Here is a 24,033-nt window from a genome sequence, read left to right as displayed (position 1 = left end):
ATTACCATAACCGTTTTAAAAACTTAAACTGACACATCGGAGAAGAAAAGTCTGCTGAAAAAACTGAATATACAGGATAAAAAAAGGCTGCCCTGCGGCAGCCCTGCTGAATTGGGAGGTAAATGAACAGCGTTGTTTTTATAAGAACATACCCGTCAGTTTCGGCCAGTATGTCGAGCCCCAGATGTTTACTATGGGATCTGCATGACATTTGAGGCAGAAATTTTTCTGTGAGATTTTCTTTGTTTCGATTCCCGTTATTTCCGTCTTCATGCAATCCCCGCATAAAGGTTCGCCGCATTCCTCGCAATATGCCACAGGAAAATTTCCGCATTTGCATATCTCTTGGGTCTTTCTGGCTGCCAGCATATGTCACCTCCTGGAGGTTTTTTATATTATATTGCCAGATGCGTGCCAAATGACTGATTCAGGCAACCTGCCGGAATTACACAGCATACCGGAAAATGAAATATCAGGCTGTTGCCGTTTAACCATTAAGACATATGGTATAAAACCCATAAAACATGTAATTTTTCATGAAGAAGCCTAACTGCTAGATTAAGGTTTTTATCCTGTTCACCATGCCAAGCATTTTAACGACAGGTATCATTATTATGGGAGCCGAATACCGGACAGGCCTTTTTTCGATGCACCTGAAAAGGTGGCCAACCGCTTTTTTAGTGCTCATCATGAATGGCAAGAAGGACCCCTTTGCCATCTTTGTATCGACAAATCCGAAGCGTACATTTGTTATGTGGACGCCCTTCGGCCGAACTGCAAGTGCAAGACCTTCGAGGTAGTTTGAAAAACCGGCCTTTGAGGCGCTGTAGCTGGGAGAATCAGGGGCAAGTATTTCATCCGCCATGCTTGAAAGGCCGATAAAATGACCTTTCCTCTCTTTTACCATTACCGGGATTACGCAGGAAACCGCTTTAACCAAACCGAGAAGATTGACCTTAAAGATTTTTTCCTCGTCTTTCATGTCTGAAAGGTCGAGCATTTCTCCTATTCCGGCGCAATAGACACACAGGTCGGCAACCTCCTTTTCAAAGACGGATTTCAGAACTGAAGAGAAAGTATCATCTTCTACAGTGATGACGGTATGTGAATAAGCATCATGTGTTACAGAAGAAGGGCTTCGGGAAAAGCCGTTTATTTTCCAGCCTCTATTAAGGAGTTCGAGGGTAAGCGCCAGTCCGATTCCATCGGAATTGCCTATTATGAAAGCTTTGCCCGGGATCATGTTCAATAACCGTATTTTTTGAGGATATCGTTAGGATCGGTTTTATTGTCTCGGCCGTAATGCTTTAAAAGCATGTCGCACCTGTCCGTAAAGATCCCGTCCGCACCGAAAAGGTTGATCAGTTTTGCCTGCCACAGGGCATTGATTGTGTAGACATGGACGATAAGCCCTCTTTTATGCGCCTTACTGATGTTCCACGGCCATGCTATGTACCCTGAGGGACCTATGCCGGTTGCATTATCCGCTGAGTCTTTTACTAGTTTATTCCAGCCGTAGTCTTTTTTCAATTTTTCATCCACGAGGTAAACCCTGGATATCTCAGGGGCGAGTTCTTTAAATCTTTTCAAGCTTTCAAGGCTGAAGGACTGAAAGACAACCTTTGATTTATCCAGCCAGCCCGCACTTTTCAATTGAGAAACAATCTTTTCCTCGATGCCGGGATATGCCTCTGGGCTCTTGCTTTCTATATAAAGCCTCTGCCCGGGTCTGCCAGACGAGGCGATTTTTATTACCTCTTCAAGGGTAAGGATCCTGAGATTTTTATAAGACGGCCTAGCCCTGTCGGGATTTTTGAGATTGAACCAGGAGCCCGCATCAAGACTTTTCAGCTCGGCAAGCGTAAAAGCGGAAATCGCTGCATTTTTCCGCTGAGGGAAAACATCGGCCACGTTTGTGGTCCGCAGGAGGGTATCATCATGAAAAAGCACCGGCACCCCGTCAGATGTAAGCTGGATGTCAAATTCGAGATAATCCGCCCCGAGTTCACGGGCCAGAATATAAGCCGGTTCGGTTTCTTCAGGGCCAAACCAGGAAGCCCCCCTGTGTGCTATCACCGCCTTTTCGGGAATCTCTGTTTTTTCAAAAATTGTCATTTCATTATTTGCAGATGCAGTATTGTTCGAAATGATAAGGGAAAAGAAAGAAGAAATTAAAATGATTCCTTTCAGAATAGTGCCATTCTTTGAAATACGGGTTGAATTCCGGATCATTTCCCCTCCTCATGTGGAGTTATATTTGAATGGTATTATCAGAAAGGCTGGCGGAGAGAGAGGGATTCGAACCCTCGGTAAAGCTTTTGGCCCTACATTCGCTTAGCAGGCGAACGCCTTCGTCCACTCGGCCATCTCTCCGTATTTCATCAGAAAAAGCAGGAAATCTTATAATAATTTCCATCTCCAGATTTCTCTGATTATTTAATCTGGCGGAGGGAGTAGGATTCGAACCCACGGTGTCGTGAAACACTGCGGTTTTCAAGACCGCCGCCTTAAGCCACTCGGCCATCCCTCCGCTTCAGAGCTTTCTAACGTATTGGTTCTATCAGGTCAAGCCCCATATAGGGCTTCAATGCATCTGGAACTCTGACGGTTCCGTCTTCGTTCTGATAGTTTTCAAGTATGGCCGCGAGAGTCCTGCCCACTGCAAGGCCGCTTCCGTTAAGCGTATGGCAGAACTCACTCTTTTTCATCTGCGCCGACTTGTATCTCATGTTCCCTCTTCTGGCCTGGAAGTCGGTGAAGCAGCTGCAGGAAGATATCTCTTTGAAAACGCCCTGTCCCGGCATCCAGACCTCGAGGTCATATGTCTTGGCCGAGGAAAAACCCAGGTCGCCTGTACACAGAGAGATGACCCGGTAATGAAGCCCGAGCTTCTTGAGGATGTCTTCGGCCTCGTTGGTCAGCTCTTCGAGATCGATGAATGAATGGTCCGGATGAGCGAAGCGTACAAGTTCCACCTTGTCGAACTGGTGCTGACGGATAAGCCCGCGCGTGTCCTTGCCGTATGAACCCGCCTCGCGTCTGAAGCACGGGGTATATGCCACAAGTTTTATCGGGAGCTTATCCTCAGGCAGGGTTTCGTCACGGTAGATATTGGTCACAGGTACTTCCGCTGTCGGTACCAGGAAATAATCGTCTGTCCTGAAAAGGTCTTCCTCAAACTTGGGAAGTTGTCCTGTTGCGGTGAAGCTGTCTCGGTTGGCCATGAAAGGCGTCCAAACCTCGGTACAGCCGTGCTCCTTTGTGTGAACATCGAGCATGAAGTTTATGAGCGACCTTTCGAGCTTTGCACCTGCCGCCCAGTTCAGGCAGAAACGTGCCCCGGTGATCTTTGCTGCACGTTTGAAATCCAGAATGCCTAGTCCTTCGCCTATGTCCCAGTGCTCCTTGGGAGTGAATGCAAAAGTGGGTTTTTCGCCCACGACCCTGATTACAGGGTTGTCTTCTTCGGAAGAGCCTATGGCAACCGTCTCATGCGGGATGTTCGGGATGCGTTTGATAATGTCATCAATGGCAAGCTCCAGGTCTTTCATTTCCGTGTCAATTGCCTTGATGCGCTCTCCAATCTGCCTGATTTCCTGCTTCTGTTCAGGCGTGCCGCCCCTGTTCCTTGACATCTGCTCAGAGAACTGGTTGCGCTTAGCCTTAAGGTCATCCCCTTCCTGAATCATGGCGCGCCTTTTAGCGTCAAGCTCCAGAAGTCCGTCGAGGTCGACCTCGGTCCCGCGGTTTAACAACGACTTCCTGACGATTTCCGGGTTTTGTCTTAATATTTTTATGTCAAGCATAGGGATAAAGTAGCATTGAGGAAAAGAGGCGTCAAGGAATTGATTCCATAAGGTTTTTGTGTCATTGTGATAATAATTTCCCAAATTCGTTTCGGAGGGGTTCATGATTTTTCATGTCGTCGGTGCACGCCCGCAGTTTATCAAGCTTTCGCCCGTGCTCAAGGCGTTCAGGGAAGAAGGGCTTTCTTCAAAGACCATTCATACCGGCCAGCATTACGACTTTGCAATGAATGAACTACTGTTTGACGACCTGGGCCTGCCCGAACCGGATTTTCATCTGGGCATTGGCTCGGGCTCGCATGCCGTTCAGACAGCGGGAATGCTCAAAGGTATTGAAGATATTCTTATAAACGAGAAGCCCGGACTTGTAATTGTCTATGGCGATACCAATTCTACTCTGGCGGGAGCCCTTGCCGCATCAAAGCTGAATATAAAAGTAGCCCACGTCGAAGCCGGGTTGCGAAGTTTCGACAAAAGAATGCCTGAGGAAATTAACCGCATTATCGCCGACAGGCTTTCCGATTACCATTTCTGCCCGACAGAAAACGCTGTCCGGCTGCTTGCCGCCGAAGGCATGAAAGGAATATTCACAGGTGATGTCATGGTTGATGCACTGCTTGAATTTTCCAGAACCATGGAACAGCCTTCTTATAAAAAACCATATATATTGGCGACGATACACAGGGCGGAAAACACGGATAATCCGTTGCGCTTTAAGGCCATCTGGCAGGCCATGACAGACCTGGCCAAGGAAATCAATGTCATCTTTCCTGTCCATCCCAGAACCCGCAACCTCTATTCAGGCCTCATGAATGAAGCAGGCGGCGTCACGGTAATCGACCCTGTTGAATACACGGCCATGCTTTCATTGGTTAAATATGGGGACTGTGTCCTTACAGATTCAGGCGGTCTGGTCAAAGAGGCCTTTTTATTAAAGACGCCCTGCGTGACGGTACGCACGACAACCGAATGGCCGGAAACCATAGAGGCAGGAGCAAATGTCCTTGTAGATGCTGCACCCGTTGCAATTGAGGCTGCCGTCAATAAAATGAAAACCATAAGCATCAATCCGGCAGTCATGCCCTTCGGCGGCGGAACAGCGGCGAAACAAATCGCTGCATTCATTGGGGAGAATGTTTTCTGCTGAAAACTCAACAATCCTTAAATATTCTAAAGCCGGTTAAAAGGTCGAACACGTTCTGTTTTACTCAAGGTCAGCTTTTAAGTTTTTCAGCATTTTTATTCATGGCCTTTTCAAAGGCTGCTGTCCTGCCTTGTTCAAGGTTGCTTATCAGACTTGAAAGATTGTGCAGATAGTCTTTGAGCGTTTCAAGAATATAAGGGTTTTCCCTTAGCATTGTCGCATAAAGGTGCGGGTCCTGGCCGTGGATCCGGCCCCATATCTCGGCCGATTTCCTGGAATTGGGCGTGGAGAAAGGCTCCAGCCTGTCCGGATGCCCTGCAATATTAAGGATAGTTGCAAGCTTGGCGACACTGTCTATATGCTCAAGTCCCTGGGTCATGGTCACGAACCGGTCGTGGTCTTCAGGGGTCGTCCGTGTGATGTTTGCGCCGTGCTTGAAAAGAAGGTCTTCGAATTCCTGAGCCATGGGGCCCGACCTTTTTGTCGGGATCGATATGACATTCTGTGCCCTGAGGCTTTCAACACCCGGACCGAACATCGTATGAATGGAAAGCACCTCGACCCCTTTGGGTGACGATTCCAGCATCGCTTTTACCGCCTTTGTCTTAATGCCTGTGTTGTCGATCAGGAGCTGGCCTTTTTTCATATGAGGGGCGATCTTTTTAATGACATCGCATGCATAATCTATCGGGACATTTACAATTACCGCGTCGCAGGTTTTTGCGCATTCCTCATGAGAAAGAGAGGTCTTTCTCCCGGCAACGGATACCCTGTATCCGAGGTTTTTAAAAAACGGCACAAAGAATGAGCCCATCTCGCCGGTGCCGCCTATGATGCCTATCGATTTTATAAGGGGCTCGTTGAACGGCTGATATGGATAAGAGCCTAATGTTATCACCTCGGTATCGGAAAGTGCCAATTGAATGTCTTTTATGCAGGCGCTTACGTTTTCATCATTTTTATGCCCTTCGATATCGATGTAAAATATGGAAAGCCCTTTCCTGTCTGGTCTGCGGTCTATGTCGGTCATGTTGAGGTTGTAGCGCACGCTGATTATTTCGATCATGTCGAAGAGAAGTTTGACCCTGTCGCGTTGCGGATAGATAACAAGGCTTGTTACATCCCTGCCGCTGGGTTTTGTCTCGCCGGGGCCTATGAGAATGAAGCGGGTTTTATCTTCTCGGCCGTCTTCCGTCTTTCCTGAAGTTACAATCGTCGAACCTGTGATCGAAAAGCCGACGTGATATTTCAGAAGGCAGTCAAGGGTCTGTGCATAGCGGCCTGTAATAACATTTTCAACAGGAATGAAACCGAAGGCTTTTTTGTCCGCCAGAACTGATTTGAATACTGCATCGATGGACGGTTTCTCCGAACATACTGCATCAGGCAGATAATGTTTCAACGCCTTTTGAGAAAGTCTGCTGAAATTCTGGGCATAAGCGACAGTTCTGCCTGACATAGCCTTTATTCACCGCCTTTTTTAAAGTGATGAATACCATTCATTTTTTGTTTCATCAAATAAATTTCCCTGTGAAATGCTAAGTGATGCTATTGAAGGTATGTGCATGCACCCATGTACCTGTCGCGATAATACTGTGTGTTAAGTGATTCCTCTCGTATGGGTTTGCCCTTGCCCGGGGCATGAATGAACATGCCGTCGCCGACGTAGATTCCGACATGACTTATCTGTCCGGTCCCGTTTGTCGTAAAAAAGAGAAGATCTCCTTTATCGAGGTTTTCGGGATCAACAGGTACGCCGTTTATGAACTGATCTTTTGACGTCCTGGGGACAACGAGTCCGTTAAGCTGGAAAACGGCCATGACAAGGCTGCTGCAGTCAAATCCCTTCGTAGGCGAGATGTCTCCCCATTGATAGGGCAGACCAACAAAACCTGATGCAGTCACTACAATGTGTTCCCTGAGGGAATCCCCGGTGACAGATATGCTTTTGTCCGGAATATTGTTTTTTGTCTGGATATATTCACCCGGAGAAATAATGCGGTATGTTTCCGCGATGCCTTTGCTGATAATTTCCCCGGCGGCCTTTTCCGCCTCGGCCCTGGTCTTGTAGTCACCGAACCTTACCCTGAAAAGACCGGCTGAATTCCTGTAATAAAACGCGTCAAGGCCTTCCTTTTCAAGAGATTTCGTAAGCCTGATCGCGTTATCGACATTTGAAAAAGCACCCACCTGAACGGTGTATCCCATGCGTTTAAGTTCGGGTGCGGCCGGTCTTGCGGCGGCCTTCGGCTGATCTTTTTTAGGCGGGAAATAGGGTAGCTGTTTTACTTCAGGTTTGTGTGAGCATCCGGCCAGGGCAATGGCGACAGTGATTATTATTGTCAGGAGTAAACTTTTTATCCCGCCGGAACCCATTCAGAAAACAACCTTTGCCCCTTCGGGCGCCTTTTCCTTTTCAGCCGGAGCGGGCGATTTGTTTTCCTTCGAATCATCAGCAGGGATCTCTACGGGAACGGGAACTCCGTCCGAATATTCGGTGGGCTCGGTTCCTTCGACAAACGGGAGAAGTATCTTCGGGGCGGTTTCCATGGCCAGTTTGCCGCTTGCCGGGTCAATATCCTTTAAAACGATCCCTTCAGGTTGAGGTATCTGCCTGACATGCCCGAGTGAGGCCATTATCATGGCGGCAATGGGCATGGCGCCGGTTGCACCGGTAAAACCTGCCGGGCTGTTATTATCCATCCCGACCCAGGACACAAGGGATATATCCTTTGTGAAACATGCGAACCAGGAATCACGCAAATCGTTTGTGGTACCGGTCTTGCCGCATACGCCGTCAGGCATTCCATATCCGGAGGCGGTTTTTCCCGTCCCGAACCTGATCACATCCATAAGGCAGAAATCGATCAGAAATACCGCAGTATCATCAAGTCTTTTATCGGGTGCGTAGGAACTTCCCCTGTAAACAACATCATTCTTGACCTTAACCGCCTTGATGGCCGAAGCCTTGACCCTGTATCCGCCATTGGCAAAAGCGGAGAACATGATGGCCATATCCAGAGGAGAGCTTTCCATGGCGCCCAACAGCAGGGAAGGGTTTTCCTTTACCTTCTGGCCTGGAAACAAGTCCCTGATCAGGGATGCGACATCTGCAACGCCGACATCCATTCCGAGTCTTACTGTTGCTATGTTGTAGGATTGAATAAGCGCTTCGGCCATTGTTATGCTGCCGTGCGATACATTGTCAAAGTTGGAGGGCGTCCATTCCGTGCCGTCACCCTGAGGCATCGTATACGGACTGTCATCCAGCATCCTGTTAAGGGTGTATCCTTTTTTCAAGGCCTCATAATAGATAAAAGGCTTGATCAGTGAGCCTATCTGACGTCTCATCTGAACAGCCCTGTTGAACTGAGAATATGAGTAGCTGCGGCCTCCGGACATTCCAAGGATTTCTCCGGTGTTCGGGTTCACTGCAACCACAGCACCCTGTAGTCTCTGGTTTCCAAGGTTTCTGAGTCCTTTTTCAAGTTTGTTTTCCAGCGCGAGCTGCACCGTCATGTCCAGTGTGGTGTAGATGCTGTAGCCGCCTTTTGACAGATCTCCGGCAGGAATGTCATCTTCCATCTGGTTCAGGATATAATCGACAAAATAAGGGGCATACCTCGTTTTCGGTGAAAACGGCGCAACACCCAGCGGGGTTTTGATGGCTTTCTGATATTCCTTTTCCGTTATTTTATTCTGGTCCCGCATCAGGGCAAGGACCGTGTTTCGTCTCTCTTTAGCATCTTCAGGGTGTTTCCAGGGTGAATACAGGTTAGGGCTGCATATTATGCCTGCAAGAAATGCCGCTTGCTGAAGGTTAAGGTCCTTGACGTCCTTGTCGAAATATACACGTGATGCCCTGCCGAACCCGCATATGCTGGCATTGCCGCGCTGGCCGAGATAGACTTCATTTATGTACATCTCGAGGATTTGATCTTTGGAATAAAGGACGTTCAACACGATCGACAGCCATAGCTCCTTTATTTTTCGGGAAAAAGTCCTGTCGCTTGTAAGAAAGATGTTCTTCACGAGCTGCTGAGTGATGGTCGATCCGCCCTGGGATATCCTGCCCTCCCTGATGTTTACTATGCCTGCCTTGAAAATGCGGAGCGGGTCTATTCCCCAGTTCTCATAGAAATGTTTGTCCTCTGTCGCTATGATGGCATCTGTGAGCACCTTCGGGCAGTCCTGCAAGGTAACCAGCGTTCGATCCTCGAAGCTCTGGTCATAGATTGCTGCAAAGTCTTCAGGTTCAAGGGCCGCCTCTTTCAATTCGCTGCCCGAATCAGGGTCGGTGATCTGTTTGATTGTTCTTCCTTCAAGTGACAGCTTTATCTTCCTGGGTTTGGTTTTTTCTTCAGGGTAATCGAATTCATTAAGGTATATAAAATATGCCTGATCGGTTTTTCTGAAATCTCCCGGTGAACTCAGTCTTTTCGTCTGATGATAACGCAGCCGTTTCAATCTGGCATCTATTCCGATCAAATCAATGTTTGTACCGGGTTTAAGGACTGTCTCGCTTGAATATATTCTGGATGGGATATGCCATTCCGGCCCTTTGCCGAGGTGCTTTATCCTGTTATATGCCTTGTAGATGGAAAAAGATGATACCGCTATTGCCATGGCAAATAAGACCAGCAGCGAGATCAGCAAAATATGTTTTTTCCTCACATGACCCATATATTAGGTGAGTATCCGGGTGTCAATACTTCGTCCTCATATGCCTTTTAAGACTGTATATTTAAAAAAATATGCTCAGGTATTGTCTTTTAACAAAACGGTTTTACTTAATTATTAAACAAATGCTATTAATAAAGATCCTCTCCTTTGTCCGGCAACCATTAATTCATTTAGTAATTGAAGGAGGTGTGCATGCAGCCAAAGGAATTTAAGAACAGGGCTGAACTTCTCGACTTCCTTGATGAAAAGGCCAGGGATCTAAGGAAAAAAGTTATCGAGCTTGCCGCAGTCGCAACCGGAGGCCACATGGGAGGCTCCTTCTCCATGATGGACATCATCGTAGCCCTTTATTATCATGTTTTAAGGATTGACCCCAAGAACCCCAGCTGGCCTGAGAGAGACCGCTTCGTACTGTCCAAGGGGCATGGGGCAATAGGCTATATTCCCATACTGGCCGATCTCGGATTCTTTCCCGGCGAATGGCTTTCAACATTCAACAAGCTCGACAGTCCCTTCGGCATGCATCCGGATATGCACAAGATACCAGGGGTTGAGATGAGCACCGGCTCTTTGGGCCACGGACTTTCAATCGGCGTGGGAATGGCCCTGTCGGCCCGTCTTGACAAGCGTTCATACAGAATTTTTGTTCTAATGGGCGACGGAGAGCTGGACGAAGGCATGGTATGGGAGGCGGCAATGGCAGCAAGTCATTTCAAGCTGGGCAATATGGTGGCTATAATAGACCGCAACTTCTTCAGTCTGGATGGAGCCACCGAGGAGATCATGGCACTTGAACCACTCAGAGAACGCTGGGAATCGTTCGGCTGGAAGGTATATGATATTGACGGACACGACATGGCGTCCCTGATAGATACGTTCGACGGTCTGGAACCTGCTGAGGGCCGTGTACCGCAGCTTGTCATAGCCCGAACCGTAAAGGGCAAGGGGGTGGACTTCATGGAAAACAACCCGATATATCACTACACCATGCTGGACACAAAGACCGCAAAAGACGCATGTGACAGCATCGACCGCACCTGTCCGGCAGGGAGGGTAAAATAATGAGTGATACCGCCGGCTTAATAATTGAGGGGTTTGTCTTCACCATGGAGACATACGACATGATCTCGCAGGCCGAGGTCTACGGACAGGTCATCTCCGATATGGCAAAGAATAATCCGGACATCGTTGTTCTAACCTCTGACCTGATGCGCTCCAACAAGACCGGCACATTCAAAAAGTATTATCCCGAGCGTTTCTTCAACTTCGGGATAGCCGAAACAAACATGGTGGCGGCTGCTGCAGGAATGGCCGTGAGCGGCAAGCTGCCTTATCTTTCAAGCATGGCCGTGTTCCTTTCGCTACGCTGCGCCGAGGCCATCCGTACCGACATAGCCTATCCGAATCTCAATGTGCGGATGATTGCAACCCACAGCGGGCTTTCCATGGGCAATGGAGGAACCACGCACCATGCCACGGAGGATATCGCCATCCTGCGCTCAATGGCCAACATGACCGTGGTGGTGCCTGCTGACACCATAGAGACCGGCAAGGCCGTTCGCGCCGGTGAAAACTACAACGGCCCCATCTACATACGAATCGGCCGCTCGCTCGAACCGCTCGCCTATACTGATGATACATATGATTTCGAGTTCGGTAAGAGCATCGTCATGCGGGATTACGGAAGTGATATGACAGTGATCGCCTGCGGGGTATGTGTAAAAGCGGCTATGGATGCTGCGGATTCGCTCGAGAACGAGGGCATCGGCATACGGGTTATCAACATGCACACAATAAAGCCTCTTGATGTCGAGGCGGTCCTGAAAGCGGCGCGTGAGACCGGCGGAATCATCACCGCCGAAGAACACTCGATAATCGGAGGCCTTGGGGGGGCGGTTGCCGAAACACTTTCCGATGCGGGCCTTGGAGTCAGGTTCAAACGCGTAGGGGTTCCGGACTGTTATTCTGCGATAGGATATCCCGAAGACCTCTATCCGCGATACGGACTGGACAGCGACGGGATACGCAAATCTGTGCTTGAACTTGTAAACAGGTGAATTGATGAAAACGCTGGTGTTTGACATCAGCCCTTTGAGGATTCTGGCTACAAAGGGATTGGGCCCGAAGTTTCCGGGCCTGTATTATTCCCGCCTCTCGCCCGTCAGGCTGAGGTCGTATCCTGACAAACCTTTGCCCGGGCCACGTTTTGTCCGGGTAAAACCCGAACTGGCCGGCATCTGCGGTTCGGATATCGCGCTTTTTTTCATAAAGGCGGGGCTTAGTATCTCCATGGCAGCCCTCCCTCCTTTCCCCGAAGTCTTCATGGGACATGAAATGGCAGCGAGGGTTGTTGAAACAGGCCCGGGCGTCACCGGCCTGAAGACCGGCGACAGGGTGGCCATGCAGCGCTATACTGCCTGCTGCGCCACCCTTGAAATCGATCCGCCGTGTTTGCCCTGCAGTGAAGGAAATTTTCCTCTATGTCAGGCTTTTCCTTCAAGGAAGATGCCTTCGGACCTTGGCGCGGCATTCAGCGATATATTTATCGCTCATGAAGAGCAGCTTATCAGGATTCCGGAGGAGCTTACCGATGAACAGGCGGTTCTTGTCGAACCTGCGGCGGTTTCTTTACACACGGTGTTCAGGAGGCTGCCATCGCCCGGTGATAAGATACTGGTGATCGGTGCCGGGACGATAGGGCTCAACATCATACAGATAGCAAAAGCGGTTTGCCCAGAGAGCAGGGTCTTTGTGACGGAGCCGTTCCCTCTCAAACTGGAATTTGCAAAACGCATGGGAGCAGAGGCACTGCCGGGTGGAAATGCATATGATGCCGCAGGTATTGCCACCGGCGCACAGGTCTTTCACGGGCACATGAAAAACAGCACTCTACTTGGAGGGTTTGATGTTATTTATGATTCGGTCGGATCAAGCTCGACCATCCACGATTCGCTGCGCTGGCTAGCGCCGCGAGGTGATTATGTGATGGTTGGAACACAGTTGAAGCCTGTAGACTTTGACATCACTCCGCTGTGGAATCAGGAACTCAGAATGACAGGCGTCAACGCTCACGGCATGGAAGAATACGAAGGAAGGAAGATCAGTTCATTTGAGCTTGCGATAAAATGGGCGGTGGAAGGACGTATCGGGTTCGACGGGTTTATCTCTCATCGATTTGCTCTTGAAGATTACAGGGAAGCCTTCCGGGCAATACGGGAAAACCCGGGGTCGGTCATCAAGGTCGTTTTTGAAATGAAGCAAACGGAAAGGATTGCAGATGGAAAAGAAAACAATAATAATCACAGGAGCCAGTGACGGCATAGGGGCAAACGCCGCAAGGATGCTTCACCGCCGGGGGGCGCGGGTCGTGGTGGTCGGACGCTCCAAGGAAAAGACTAAAGCGATAGCGGATGAACTGGGAACAGACGGATTCACCGCTGATTACGCGGATCTGTCACAGGTAAGAAGGATTGCCGGAGAACTTCTTCAGAAATACGGACAGATCGACGTTCTTGTAAACAACGCAGGCATGACCTGGAACGACCGGACACTTACAAAGGACGGCCATGAAATCACATTCCAGGTGAATCACCTGGCGGCATTCCTCTTAACCAATCTTTTGAAAGAAAGGCTGATATCATCAAAGGCCAGCATCATCATAACCTCGAGCGTCGGCCACAAGTACGGCAAGGTGAGTCTTGACGATCTTGAGAACGAGAAAAAATATACCGCCATGAAGGCATATTGCGCTTCAAAGCTCGAAAACATCCTTTTCATGAAAGAGATTCACAGGCGATGGTCTGCGCAAGGAATCAGCACGGCCGCTTTCCATCCGGGCAATATCGCATCAAGCTTCGGGCGTGATGCCAGGGGTTTCATCTATTATCTTTATAATTCACCGATGAAACACCTGTTCCTGAGTTCACCGGAAAAAGGCGCGGAAACTCTTGTATGGCTTGCAGGAGGAGAACCCGGAAAGGACTGGGTCTCAGGTGAATATTATGAGAAAAAAAAGGCGAAAAGGCCAAAGAAAGACGCTCTCGATCCTGTGCTTGCATCGAGACTCTGGGAGATTTCTGCGCAGATGACAGGAATTTGAGCTGCAATAAAAAATATAGCCGGAGGAGATTATGAAATCAAAAGAGGAACTGATTGCGCTGGACAAGAAGTATCTTATTCATCCGCTGACTCATCCAAAAGATTTCGACCACGAGCCGCCCAGAATAATAGTCAAGGGCCAGGGGGTATATATGTGGGACCTTGACGGCAAAGAATACATCGACGGATTTTCAGGTCTGTGGTGCGTCGCTATCGGCCACAACCATCCCAAGGTGATCGAGGCCGTTAATGAGCAGATGAAAAAGATATCATACTTCACCTCGTTCCACGGACACGGCACGGTTCCTTCAATCGAGCTGGCCGAAAAGGTCGCCTCCATGCTTGACCCTTCCTACAATCTGACGCGGACATGGTTTACCTGCGGCGGCAGTGAGACAAACGAGACCAACCTTAAGCTGGCACGGCTCTACTGGCAGTTGAAGGGCCAGACAGACAAGAACAAGATCCTTTCTCGCCGGTTTTCCTATCATGGCATGGGGCTCTCCACCACAGCGGCCACCGGCATTTTCCCGTTCCACTGGAACATAGAGCCGCTCGCCGAGGGCTTTATCCAGTGTTCGGCGCCATATTGCTACCAGTGCGAGTTTGAAAAGAGCTATCCGGGCTGCGCATTCGAATGCATTGAGGAAATGGAAGAGACCATCAAGAACGAAGGCCCTGAAACAATAGCTGCCTTCATCGCCGAACCTGTAATCGGAAGCGGAGGGGTCATCGTACCTCCGGATGAGTATTTTCCGAAGATAAGGGAAATATGCGATAAAAATGACATTCTTCTTATTCTTGACGAAGTCATCACGGGCTTCGGACGCACCGGCAAAATGTTCGGTCACGAGTACTGGGGGGGGATACGCGCCGACATGCTCAGCTTTGCAAAGGGCATCAGTTCAGGCCAGATACCGTTGGGCGCTTCGGTCATAAACGCGGACATATATGATACCATAGGCCAGTTGCAGGACGAGAGACTGCCTCTTATGCACGGGTTTACATACATGAACCATCCGGTCGCATGTGCGGCGGGCCTTGCGAACATCAAGGTGATCGAAGAGGAAGGCCTGGTTGAGAAGGCGGCCGAGAACGGCAAATACATGCTTGACGGTCTAAAGACGCTCACCAGGCACCGTTCTGTCGGCGATGTCCGCGGGCTCGGTCTGGTGGCTGCCATCGAACTGGTTGACGACAAGGAGAAGCGTACGGCGATACTGCCTGAAAACTCGGCCCCGCATGTGCTCGCCGAAGAGTGCTGGGACAGGGGCATATTTATCCGTTCGTCATCCATGGAGACTGTATGCATCGCACCTGCCCTGTGCATCGAGAAAAAGGAGATAGACCGGATAATAGATACTCTCGATAAGGCGATTCCCATTATGGAATCCAAATTGATGTCATGAAGACTCTTGTTACGGGAGCCGGCGGTATAATCGGTTCGGCTGTCGTCAGGGCACTTATTGACGACGGACAGGAAGTTAAAGCCATGGTGCGCCCGGACGGAGACATCAGGAACCTCACGGGGCTTGACATCGAGATAGTAAAGGGTGACCTGCTTGACAGGCCATCCCTAGAAAAAGCTCTCGATGGCTGCAACAAACTGTACCAGCTTGCAGCAATCTACAGGCACTGGCATCCGAAGGGTGGCGATTACATCCGTCACGTGAATATCGAAGGCACCCGTAACATCCTGGATGCGGCTCTCAACCGTGATCTGGAAAAGGTCATCTACACAAGCTCGGTGTCGTCTGTAGGGTTTTTCCCTCATAGAATAAGCAATGAAAACGATTTTCCGGACCCGAAGGACTGCAGAAGGCAGCCGTACCGCGAGAGCAAATATCTGAGCGAGATGCTGGCCTGGAAGTATATGGACAGGATTCCTATGGTCATTCTGAATCCGTGTTCGCCTATCGGCCTGCGCGACTGGGTGCCGACTCCTACCGGCAGAACCATCCTGGATTTCCTCAACGGCAAGATGTTCGCCTATGTGGATGTGGGAATGAACCTCATCGACGTGGATGATCTTGCGATCGGATTTGTAAATGCGGAAAAAAGGGGGCGAACAGGCCAGCGATATATACTCGGCAACAAAAACATCCACCTCAAGGAGATATTCCATGAGCTTTCTCTGCTTACCGGATTGAAAGAGCCTGCCGTGAAAATACCCAGGGCTGTGGTCAGGGTTGTCGCCGAGGTCAACGAACGCATAGCCGATATAACAAAAAAACCGCCGCTGGCGGCTGTTGAACAGGCGCTTCATCTCAGATATGATGAGTTTGTCGATTGCACCAAGGCCGTCAATGAACTGGGTCTGCCGCAGAATGACATACGCATAGCGATGTTAAAGGCTGTCAGGTATTATATTGAAACAGGGGCTGTGCTTCCCGTACAGTTGGCCAGGATATCTTTGAAAGAGCCACGTTAATTGAGAGGTTAAAAAGCAGAAATATTATTGAAAATATAAGGAGGTAAAAATGCCAGTAAGTACACCGAAGGAATTCATTGAAGTGGTTCTGCCATCCAAACTCACAACGGACAAACTCGAAGGACTGGATATGACAATCCAGTTCAACATTACAGGGGTAAATGCAGGTGAATGGTTTCTCGCCATCAAAAACAAAGAGGCCAAGGTTTCACCGGGCGAAACGGCAAATCCTACCATCAGCCTGAAGATGAAGGACGATGATTTCGTCAAGCTGGTGAATGGCGAACTTTCCGGCCAGAAGGCATTCATGACCGGAAAACTCAAGTTCAAGGGGAGCATGACAGCCGGCATCAAGATGCAGAAGCTGGGCATCATTTAATTCCGCTTCGCATTCAAGCGCTAACTTTGTCGGCTGTGTCGGAATGCTCCTCGACATACATAACTGAGTATGCCTGCGTCGCTTTCTCTGCGCCTTCGGCTTGAGGAGCGAAACAGGATGCACGAGATCCCATTTTCTCCTGGCCTCCTCGTTATCATCTTGAATGCAAATCGGAATAACCATTGTAGGCGGTGATGAATGTTTGAGAAAAGATTGGTGAATTTTTCTCTCAACTTACCACTAGTAACTCACCGCTTTCTTTAATGAAGATCGTCGATATCCACACGCATACAGGCGATCTGATCAACGGCTGGCCACTTGACGAGGCATATACCAAACCGGCCTTAAGCCCCGGCATGATCGCCGAATTGACGGGTTATCGTACAAGCAGGCCTCCATTCGGCATGCGAACGATCACCCGCTACCTCGAGGTTATTCACAACCATCAGCGCAACAACCTCGGTACGGAGCGTAACCTGGATTTTTACGCTTCTCAGGCAGGCGTTACACATTGCCTGGTTCTGCCCATAGAGCCGTTTGTCAAAACCGATGATATTATTAAAATGTGCAGATCGCGCATGGATTCAGGCCAGAACTCGCCGCGGCTTTTCCCTTTTGCTTCTGTCGACCCGAGGGATCCTTTGCGGATCGGAAAACTTCACCGTTTTATGGAGTCCGGCTGTCTGGGGATTAAGATCCACCCAATAATTCAGAATCTTCCCCTGACAGACCCCCTCTGGTTTGAAATCATGGAAGAGTACAGGCGTTATAAAAAACCTGTAATCATGCACTCCGGGGTCAGTCAGTATTACATACCAAAATTAAAAAGACACCAGTACGGCGAGGTAAGCACATACGAAAAGCTTGTCGAGGCATTCCCCGATGTGCCGTTCATATTCGGCCATATGGGCATGCTGCAGTTCGAGCTGGTATGGGAGTTTGCCCGGAAATACGTGAATGTGTTCGTGGATACCAGCTTCCAGTGTGCCAGGAACATCAGGGAGGCATTCAGGCGCATGGGGCATGAGCGTGTGCTCTATGCTTCCGATTTCCCGTTCTCCCTGCCGAAATATGCAGTGAGGGTCGGCATGGCTGCCACAAAGGGCGGCTCAACCCTGCGTGAAAAGTTCTTTTTCAAAAACGCCCGGGTGCTGATGGGAGAATTGAACTGAACAGATATAAGGAGATTACATGTCCATATGGGTTTCAATAATTTTCATTACAATCTTTGCGGTATCGGTGAATCTGGGTGTGGTGTTCCAGAAGCAGGCCGCGGATACTCTGCCGCAGCTTTCACTGGGAAAAGGTTCGGGCAAAGTCATCATTAAGTTCCTGACCTCCAAAAAATGGATGGCCGGGCTCATCATAAGCGGAATTGGATGGGGGTTCTTCGTCTGGGCCCTCAATTTTACACCTATCTCGCTTGCACGCTCCATTCAGGGATCAGGTTTCGTGGTGCTGGCCCTTTTTTCCATATTCTTCCTCAACCATCGACTCAAGGCCTATGAATGGGCGGCAGTGGCCATCGTCACTCTCGGTATCGTCGCGCTGGGGATGAGCGAACCCGCTCAGGAGCAGACAGTCAGCGTCATAACTCCGGCAAGATTCTTCACGGGAGTCGGCATATGCTGTCTGATCTGCCTCTTTGTTTACATGTCAAAGAAGTTATGGAGCTTTGAAGTCGGTCTCCTTGTCATATTCAGCATCATTTCAGGGGCCTTTGCTGGGCTTGGCGATGTCTTCACCAAGGCGGTGGTCGTAGAGCTTGACAGCAAGGAATACTTCATTGCCTTCGGAATGATGTTCCCTCTGCTCATCTTTTTCTACATCACCCAGATATTCATTCTTTCAAGCGCCTACCAGCATGGCAGGGCCATCGTGGCCATCGCGGTAAATGACTTCTGTGCCAGGCTGGTTGCAATTTTTATAGGCATTTTTGCAATGGGTGAATTGCTTCCAGTTGATCCGGTACACAGATGGCTGAGGCTTGCCGGTTTCATCATGGTGCTTTTCGGCACCATCCTTCTTGTACGCTTTTCAGGGGAACAGCTTGCCTCTGAGAAAGCCGTCGCGGTTGAAGAGGCCGATTAACTGAAATATTAAACATGATGAAATAATTTTTGCTTTCTTCTCCTGTGGAATTTTGATTCTATCTGGGGTATATTGGTCTGACCAAATTAAACCGCATCATGAATTGCTTTTGTACAATATTATCAGGAGGATTTATGAAGCTATCCACAAAAATACTCTTGTTTTCCGTACTGTTCTTTTTCTTTTTATCAACCATGGCATATGCCGATGTGACACCAGGCGAAACAATCAATCAAACAAACTGGCAGAAAATACAGGGCCTTGTCCCGGATTACATCGTCATGTGGGTTAAAAACGGCGATATGACCATGAAAATAGGCAAGCTGGATTATGACCCTGCATCCTACTGGAGCGATGACGTCAAGGCAAACTGGAAGTCAAATGTCGGCCGCTATAAAATCGATGAAAATAACGGCATAATAGATGTAAAGACCGGTAAGCCGGCGCATGACATAAAGGGGCTGCCTTTCCCCGAACCCGATATAAAAGACCCGAAGATGCCTGTCATGCTAATGTGGAACAATATCTTCGAGGAATATTTTCTTCAGGGAAACAAGCACAGCATGAACTACTGGCTTTGTTTCGGCAGAAACGACAAAAGCAGGCCGGAAAAAATATTTGCCCTTGAAGACCTTACCTATATCATGAAACCCTGGCGGCCCGGCTGCGATTACGCACAGCTTTCGGTCTTCCGCCAGCCTATGAGCATGGCGGGAACAGGAACACTTGCCCTCTATCCTCTGTACCCGCTTGATATCGGCAAGGGACAGCGATTTGCCTATTCAACCGAAATGAGAAGGGAACTCCGTCTTGATACAAAACTGACAGGCTCCGATGACCATTTCGGGTTCGATGCCGCCCCTGATGACTCATGGGTCGGTGGTCCCAAGACTGCCATTAATGAAGGTATTTATAAATTCGTACGTGAACAGGATGCGCTCATACCTTATGTCGTTGAAGGTCCGCTGAAGGTTTCCTGGAAGGACAAGAATTACCTCGGGATCGGGAGTGCCGAAACCGGTTATGAACTCAAGATGGGATATAATACCCCTGGATGGACCGGCGCCCCATGGCATGTTACCAACATCATATGGGTAAAATCCAAGGTCTGGGTCTTTACGGTCAGAAGCACGGACCGCAGTTATAAATACGGTGAATGCGAAGGCTGGGTGGAACAAGGGACATTCTCCCATATTTACAAACGCATAACCGACGTCAACGGCAAGCTGTGGAAGGGATTATACTATGTGAATCTGCCCGTTGAGTGCACTGACGGCAAATTCAAGAAGATGTCTCTCGAAGGACAGGTCGTCGTCGACATGAGGCGCGACCACGGCTCGGTCTATCCAGGCACTTATTACAAGGGAGCCTACTTCAAGATTCTCATAAAGAACGCAGAGCCCACTCTTTTCACGGCAGGAGGATTCAAGCAATTCTATAAATAAGAACATTTGTGAGTGGTGAGAAAGATCGGTTTTAATTGGTCTTATATGACTTATTGGACTTATTAAAAACGTTCAAATCGAAACGCCACTCACTTTTTCAAATTTAATTACCGGAGGTTACAATGTCTTATATAATGGGTCTTGACCTGGGCGGCGGGAGCGGCCGGGCTGTAATTGTCAATTCTGAAACCGGCAAATCCTATTCAGCGTCTGTCGCCTGGACCCATCCTTCAATGCCGGGTTCAATGGGGTTTGAATACGACCTGGACACTGCTGATATCTGGAACAAGATGGCGCTTGCCTGCCGCAGGGCAATGAAAAAAGCAGGAATAAAACCAACTGAAGTAACAGGTATTGCAACTACATCAATGCGCCATGGCATAGTGGTGATTGACGATGAGGGCAACCCCCTGATGGCATCGCCGGCAGTGGACGCCCGTGCGGCAATGGAATCGATCACCCTTGTTGTCGAGCGGGGCAGGGAACTTTATGAAATTACCGGTCGATGGCCATGCCCTGTTTTTGCCGCATGCAGGCTCAAGTGGATGCAAGCCAATATGCCGGATGCCTTTTTAAAGGCATCAGCCTATCTCTCAGTGGCTGACTGGATAGGTTTCAAACTTACAGGCAATGCAGTGATCGAGGCCTCTCTGGCCGCCGAGTCAATGGCATATGACATCAATAAAAGACAATGGTCCAAGCCCCTTATAGATTCCTACGGCCTGCCATTCTCGATATTCCCGAAGGTTGTAAACAGCGGGGAGGTTATCGGCACTCTTGGAGAAACGGCCGCGCAGCATCTGGGACTTACTGCAGGAATACCAGTCTCAGCAGGCGGCAGCGATACACAGTGCGGGCTTTTGGGCTCGGGGGTGACAGTCCCAGGGCAGCTCGGAATAATAGCTGGCACAACCGTTCCTCTCATGATGATATCGGAAAAACCTCTCATCGACCCGGAAAACAAGCTGTGGACAGGACTGGGCCTTTTGCCCGGCCAGTATGTGCTTGAAAGCAACTCGGGGCCAATGGGGACAACGCTCGAACTTTTTGCCGGGATAATGGCCCCCGACAGAGACAACGCCGCAGAAGTCATGATGGCGGAGGCCGCGCAGGCGGCTCCGGGCTCCAATGGCCTTGTTTCGACTCTGGGCGCACAGGTCTTCAACGGCAGTGACCTCGGAGTGCCGATGGGCAATCTGTCAGTCTCGTACATGAGCCTGCTCAAGGGTTCGGGAAGGTCTGATACGGCGCGTTCAATAGTGGAAGGTATGGCCTTTGCGTTGAGGGCGAACATCGAATCGATAACCCGCGTGTCTGGAAATCCGCCGAAGGAAATACGGGTGACCGGAGGACTGACGCAATCAGGGATATTCACGCAGATGCTCTCGGATGTCATGAATACGGCCATAGGTGTGGCGAACCCTCAGGCGACATGCCTCGGCGCTACTATCGCAGCAGGTGTCGGGGCCGGCGTTTACAAAAGCCTCGAAGAAGGTGCTTCAAAACTGGGCAGAGTCATCCGTGAGCATGCTCCCTCGGGCAGTTCGGCGAAATACCAGGGGCTCTATCAGGGCTGGACAGGCCTGCTGGCGCCTGCAAAGCAGCTGGACAGCGTTACAGGCGGGATCGTGCTCAATGCGATAATGGGCACGGCAGAGACGAGCGAGGCCAGGACAGACCTCTCGTTCAGGCCCAGGATTTTTGTCTCCGCGGAAATCGATGAGGAGTCGCTGGAGGCACTGAAAGCTTTAGGTTCCGTTGAATATGCAAGCTACCGGGAGGCAAGAAGACTGCTTACTGGCGATGACCTTGTCAAGGCGCTTGCAGGTGTGAATATATTCATAACCGAGGTCGACGTGGTCGACGCCAAATCGCTTGCAAAGCTGCCCGATTTAAGGATGATCGTGGTCTGCCGTGCTGATCCTGTTAATATCGACATAAAGGCCGCTACCGAATTCGGCATACCGGTGGTCAACACCCCCGGGCGAAATGCCCTGGCGGTAGCCGACCTTACGACGGCGTATATACTGAATCTTGCCAGGAAGATAATCCCTGCGGACGCCTTCATCCGTGAACCGGGTGGCGAAGCGGGGGACATGGGACGAATGGGCATGGCGCATGACGCATTCCAGGGCCGCGAACTTGCAGGGCTTACCATAGGTCTTGTCGGCCTTGGCGCAGTCGGGAAGGAGACTGCAAAAAGGCTGAAATCTTTCGGCGCCACGCTGCTTGCATATGACCCGTATGTCAGCGCTGAAAAGGCAGTTGTCGCCGGGGCGAAAAAGGTTGAGCTGGATGAGCTGATCTCATCAAGCGATGTCGTTAGCCTGCATGCTCCTGTCACGGATGGCACAAGGTCGATAATAAACGCTGAAGTTTTGAGTAAAATGAAAGACGGGGCCTGCCTTGTTAACACGGCAAGAGCCGCTCTCGTGGATTATGATGCGTTGCTTGATGCATTGAAAGCAGGAAAGCTGGCAGGGGCAGCACTCGATGTTTTTAATGTGGAGCCTCCTGCAGCCGACGACCCTCTTGTCAACATGCCCAATGTTATCGCCACTCCGCATATAGGAGGAAACACGGTCGAGGTGGCTGTCCATCAGGGGAGGAGCGCGGTTAATGCCGTAACAACTCTTTTGAAGGGCGGCAGACCGCAGTGTCTCCTTAACCCTGAAGCCCTGAACGAATTCTGCTGGACTGAAAAATCAAAGAAGCCGGCAGCGGAAGTGCTGGAAAAGCTCATCAAGAAACCTGGCGCCTCTGTTACCGACCTTGAGGCTGGCGGCAAGAGGCAGAAGCAGGCTGTTTCTTCATGTAAAGCCGATATTTCCGCGGCAGATGAAGCAATCAGGGAGCATATGCTCAAGATAATAACGTCATTCACTTCTCTGATCGAAGCGGATGCCGAGATCAAGAATTTTGCAGCAGATAAGGATGTAGTCATGCTCTTTATATTGACTGACCTTGGGCTGCCTTTCTACATGCTCTTCAGGGAAGGAGAGGTCAAGGCCGAGGCGGTTGAACCGGCAGAGGCCGATGTCGTGCTCAAGATGAAGGCCGACATACTCGATGGCATGTTCACCGGCAGGGTGAGCGGTATGGATGCGGCGATGAGCGGCAAGCTTTCATTCAGCGGCGACACCGCAAAGGCAATGACATTTCAGCAGATTCAAAAGGATATGATGAGGCTTTATCAGGAAGCAAGAACCGAGATCGGAGACCCCGGTGACCTGACAAAGATCGGCAAAACCAATGAACCAAAACCGGCTTCAGCGATACAGGGTGCCGTAATCGGTGCGCCTGCCATCATCAAGGTCGGCGATATCAGGGACGACCTCCTGAAAGTGACAAACGAACTTTATGCCTTAGGGCTGATCACTGCCACCGGCGGAAATCTGAGCGTCCGCATTCCGGGAAAACCGGATGAGCTCTGGATCACGCCTTCGCATATATTCAAAGGCGATCTCCAGCCGGATATGATGGTAAGGATAGATATCAACGGCAAGACTCTCGATGACTGCGGATATCCCGCGTCTTCGGAGCGACATATGCATGCGGCCATATACAGGTTCAGGCCCGAGGTTAATGCCGTGATCCATTCCCATCCGCCGATGGCTACCATCCTTGATATGACAGGCACACCTTTCAGGCCGATAAACACGGAGGCCGCATTTATTCCAGATCTTCCGGTCGTACCTTTCATCATGCCCGGTTCAAAGGAGCTTGCCGATGCAGTGGGAGCGGCAATAGGAGCCGGTTCCGCAGTAGTATTGAGAAACCACGGGCTGATAGTTGCCGGGCCGTCGCTAAGGCGTGCTGCCGATACGACCGAAGTGATAGAAACTACATCCAAAACGCTTCTGGCCTGTAGGTCTCTGGGCATAACACCACCCGAAGTCCCTGTGGAAGTTGTGGAAAAAATCAGAAGCCTTTCAGACATGATGGCATGAGGCATT

19 protein-coding genes and 2 tRNA genes are annotated in these 24,033 nt (G+C 49.9%); 12 read left to right on the top strand and 9 right to left on the bottom strand.

What is annotated here, in order from left to right:
• Positions 1-138: 138 nt before the first annotated feature.
• From VIS94_09210 to serS, 6 genes are all read right to left on the bottom strand, one after another.
• Positions 139-369 (bottom strand): hypothetical protein, encoded by a 231-nt coding sequence (locus tag VIS94_09210; GenBank protein HEY9161250.1) that lies wholly within the window; start codon positions 367-369, stop codon positions 139-141.
• A gap of 184 nt (positions 370-553) precedes the next feature.
• Positions 554-1,243: an SDR family NAD(P)-dependent oxidoreductase gene (locus VIS94_09205; protein ID HEY9161249.1), complete on the bottom strand. Its 690-nt coding sequence runs from the start codon at positions 1,241-1,243 to the stop codon at positions 554-556.
• A gap of 2 nt (positions 1,244-1,245) precedes the next feature.
• Entirely contained in the window at positions 1,246-2,232 is a 987-nt protein-coding gene (locus VIS94_09200) for a glycerophosphodiester phosphodiesterase family protein (protein ID HEY9161248.1), read from the bottom strand.
• A 48-nt stretch (positions 2,233-2,280) separates the two neighbouring features.
• A tRNA-Ser gene (locus VIS94_09195) sits at positions 2,281-2,373 on the bottom strand.
• A 69-nt stretch (positions 2,374-2,442) separates the two neighbouring features.
• Positions 2,443-2,530, bottom strand: a tRNA-Ser gene (locus VIS94_09190).
• Positions 2,531-2,543: 13 nt separating this feature from the next.
• Positions 2,544-3,806, bottom strand: a complete 1,263-nt coding sequence (gene serS / locus VIS94_09185; GenBank protein ID HEY9161247.1) for a serine--tRNA ligase — start codon at positions 3,804-3,806, stop codon at positions 2,544-2,546.
• Positions 3,807-3,909: 103 nt separating this feature from the next.
• On the opposite strand from serS, the gene wecB reads away from it, so the two are divergent.
• Positions 3,910-4,953 carry a UDP-N-acetylglucosamine 2-epimerase (non-hydrolyzing) gene (wecB, locus tag VIS94_09180; protein ID HEY9161246.1) on the top strand — a complete coding sequence of 348 codons (1,044 nt, stop codon included), beginning with the start codon at positions 3,910-3,912 and terminating at the stop codon, positions 4,951-4,953.
• Positions 4,954-5,020: 67 nt separating this feature from the next.
• On the opposite strand, the gene VIS94_09175 is transcribed toward wecB, so the two are convergent.
• The 3 genes from VIS94_09175 to VIS94_09165 form a co-directional block, all read right to left on the bottom strand.
• Positions 5,021-6,409, bottom strand: coding sequence for a prephenate dehydrogenase/arogenate dehydrogenase family protein (locus tag VIS94_09175; protein HEY9161245.1), 1,389 nt, complete (start codon positions 6,407-6,409; stop codon positions 5,021-5,023).
• 89 nt (positions 6,410-6,498) lie between these two features.
• Positions 6,499-7,326, bottom strand: coding sequence for an NlpC/P60 family protein (locus VIS94_09170; GenBank protein ID HEY9161244.1), 828 nt, complete (start codon positions 7,324-7,326; stop codon positions 6,499-6,501).
• A complete protein-coding gene (locus tag VIS94_09165) occupies positions 7,327-9,606 on the bottom strand; it encodes a PBP1A family penicillin-binding protein (protein HEY9161243.1) in 2,280 nt (759 codons plus the stop codon).
• A gap of 219 nt (positions 9,607-9,825) precedes the next feature.
• Here VIS94_09165 and VIS94_09160 point away from each other — a divergent pair, with 219 nt between their 5' ends.
• The 11 genes from VIS94_09160 to VIS94_09110 all read left to right on the top strand — a co-directional run bounded on the left by VIS94_09160 (position 9,826) and on the right by VIS94_09110 (position 24,027).
• On the top strand, positions 9,826-10,695 hold the full coding sequence (locus tag VIS94_09160; GenBank protein ID HEY9161242.1) for a transketolase: 870 nt from the start codon (positions 9,826-9,828) through the stop codon (positions 10,693-10,695).
• On the top strand, positions 10,695-11,690 hold the full coding sequence (locus tag VIS94_09155) for a transketolase C-terminal domain-containing protein (protein HEY9161241.1): 996 nt from the start codon (positions 10,695-10,697) through the stop codon (positions 11,688-11,690). Before VIS94_09160 ends, VIS94_09155 begins: the two co-directional genes overlap by 1 nt.
• 4 nt (positions 11,691-11,694) lie before the next feature.
• Positions 11,695-12,948 (top strand): zinc-binding dehydrogenase, encoded by a 1,254-nt coding sequence (locus VIS94_09150; GenBank protein HEY9161240.1) that lies wholly within the window; start codon positions 11,695-11,697, stop codon positions 12,946-12,948.
• Positions 12,911-13,732: an SDR family NAD(P)-dependent oxidoreductase gene (locus tag VIS94_09145; protein ID HEY9161239.1), complete on the top strand. Its 822-nt coding sequence runs from the start codon at positions 12,911-12,913 to the stop codon at positions 13,730-13,732. Before VIS94_09150 ends, VIS94_09145 begins: the two co-directional genes overlap by 38 nt.
• Before the next feature lie 31 nt (positions 13,733-13,763).
• On the top strand, positions 13,764-15,140 hold the full coding sequence (locus VIS94_09140) for an aspartate aminotransferase family protein (protein ID HEY9161238.1): 1,377 nt from the start codon (positions 13,764-13,766) through the stop codon (positions 15,138-15,140).
• Entirely contained in the window at positions 15,137-16,162 is a 1,026-nt protein-coding gene (locus tag VIS94_09135) for an NAD-dependent epimerase/dehydratase family protein (protein ID HEY9161237.1), read from the top strand. Before VIS94_09140 ends, VIS94_09135 begins: the two co-directional genes overlap by 4 nt.
• Positions 16,163-16,211: 49 nt before the next feature.
• Positions 16,212-16,541 (top strand): SCP2 sterol-binding domain-containing protein, encoded by a 330-nt coding sequence (locus VIS94_09130; GenBank protein ID HEY9161236.1) that lies wholly within the window; start codon positions 16,212-16,214, stop codon positions 16,539-16,541.
• 263 nt (positions 16,542-16,804) lie between these two features.
• Positions 16,805-17,713 carry an amidohydrolase family protein gene (locus VIS94_09125; GenBank protein ID HEY9161235.1) on the top strand — a complete coding sequence of 303 codons (909 nt, stop codon included), beginning with the start codon at positions 16,805-16,807 and terminating at the stop codon, positions 17,711-17,713.
• A gap of 19 nt (positions 17,714-17,732) precedes the next feature.
• Positions 17,733-18,632 (top strand): hypothetical protein, encoded by a 900-nt coding sequence (locus VIS94_09120; protein HEY9161234.1) that lies wholly within the window; start codon positions 17,733-17,735, stop codon positions 18,630-18,632.
• Positions 18,633-18,766: 134 nt separating this feature from the next.
• Entirely contained in the window at positions 18,767-20,077 is a 1,311-nt protein-coding gene (locus VIS94_09115; GenBank protein HEY9161233.1) for a hypothetical protein, read from the top strand.
• Positions 20,078-20,199: 122 nt separating this feature from the next.
• Complete coding sequence (locus VIS94_09110) at positions 20,200-24,027, top strand: NAD(P)-dependent oxidoreductase (GenBank protein HEY9161232.1); 3,828 nt, start codon at positions 20,200-20,202, stop codon at positions 24,025-24,027.
• Positions 24,028-24,033: the final 6 nt, after the last annotated feature.

The organism is Desulfomonilia bacterium, from assembly GCA_036567785.1.
In the GTDB taxonomy this organism is placed as follows: Bacteria; Desulfobacterota; Desulfomonilia; order UBA1062; family UBA1062; genus DATCTV01.
Note: the sequence above shows the minus strand (reverse complement) of the source record. Positions and strands in the feature narration are given on the sequence as shown.

Coding starts and splice junctions, on each gene's coding strand:
- VIS94_09130 (HEY9161236.1), top strand. CDS start 16,212: ATGCCAGTAAGTACACCGAAGGAATTCATTGAAGTGGTTCTGCCATCC.
- VIS94_09145 (HEY9161239.1), top strand. CDS start 12,911: ATGGAAAAGAAAACAATAATAATCACAGGAGCCAGTGACGGCATAGGG.
- VIS94_09110 (HEY9161232.1), top strand. CDS start 20,200: ATGTCTTATATAATGGGTCTTGACCTGGGCGGCGGGAGCGGCCGGGCT.
- VIS94_09125 (HEY9161235.1), top strand. CDS start 16,805: ATGAAGATCGTCGATATCCACACGCATACAGGCGATCTGATCAACGGC.
- VIS94_09150 (HEY9161240.1), top strand. CDS start 11,695: ATGAAAACGCTGGTGTTTGACATCAGCCCTTTGAGGATTCTGGCTACA.
- serS (HEY9161247.1), bottom strand. CDS start 3,806: ATGCTTGACATAAAAATATTAAGACAAAACCCGGAAATCGTCAGGAAG.
- VIS94_09200 (HEY9161248.1), bottom strand. CDS start 2,232: ATGATCCGGAATTCAACCCGTATTTCAAAGAATGGCACTATTCTGAAA.
- VIS94_09205 (HEY9161249.1), bottom strand. CDS start 1,243: ATGATCCCGGGCAAAGCTTTCATAATAGGCAATTCCGATGGAATCGGA.
- VIS94_09115 (HEY9161233.1), top strand. CDS start 18,767: ATGAAGCTATCCACAAAAATACTCTTGTTTTCCGTACTGTTCTTTTTC.
- VIS94_09140 (HEY9161238.1), top strand. CDS start 13,764: ATGAAATCAAAAGAGGAACTGATTGCGCTGGACAAGAAGTATCTTATT.
- wecB (HEY9161246.1), top strand. CDS start 3,910: ATGATTTTTCATGTCGTCGGTGCACGCCCGCAGTTTATCAAGCTTTCG.
- VIS94_09160 (HEY9161242.1), top strand. CDS start 9,826: ATGCAGCCAAAGGAATTTAAGAACAGGGCTGAACTTCTCGACTTCCTT.
- VIS94_09175 (HEY9161245.1), bottom strand. CDS start 6,409: ATGTCAGGCAGAACTGTCGCTTATGCCCAGAATTTCAGCAGACTTTCT.
- VIS94_09135 (HEY9161237.1), top strand. CDS start 15,137: ATGAAGACTCTTGTTACGGGAGCCGGCGGTATAATCGGTTCGGCTGTC.
- VIS94_09120 (HEY9161234.1), top strand. CDS start 17,733: ATGTCCATATGGGTTTCAATAATTTTCATTACAATCTTTGCGGTATCG.
- VIS94_09170 (HEY9161244.1), bottom strand. CDS start 7,326: ATGGGTTCCGGCGGGATAAAAAGTTTACTCCTGACAATAATAATCACT.
- VIS94_09210 (HEY9161250.1), bottom strand. CDS start 369: ATGCTGGCAGCCAGAAAGACCCAAGAGATATGCAAATGCGGAAATTTT.
- VIS94_09155 (HEY9161241.1), top strand. CDS start 10,695: ATGAGTGATACCGCCGGCTTAATAATTGAGGGGTTTGTCTTCACCATG.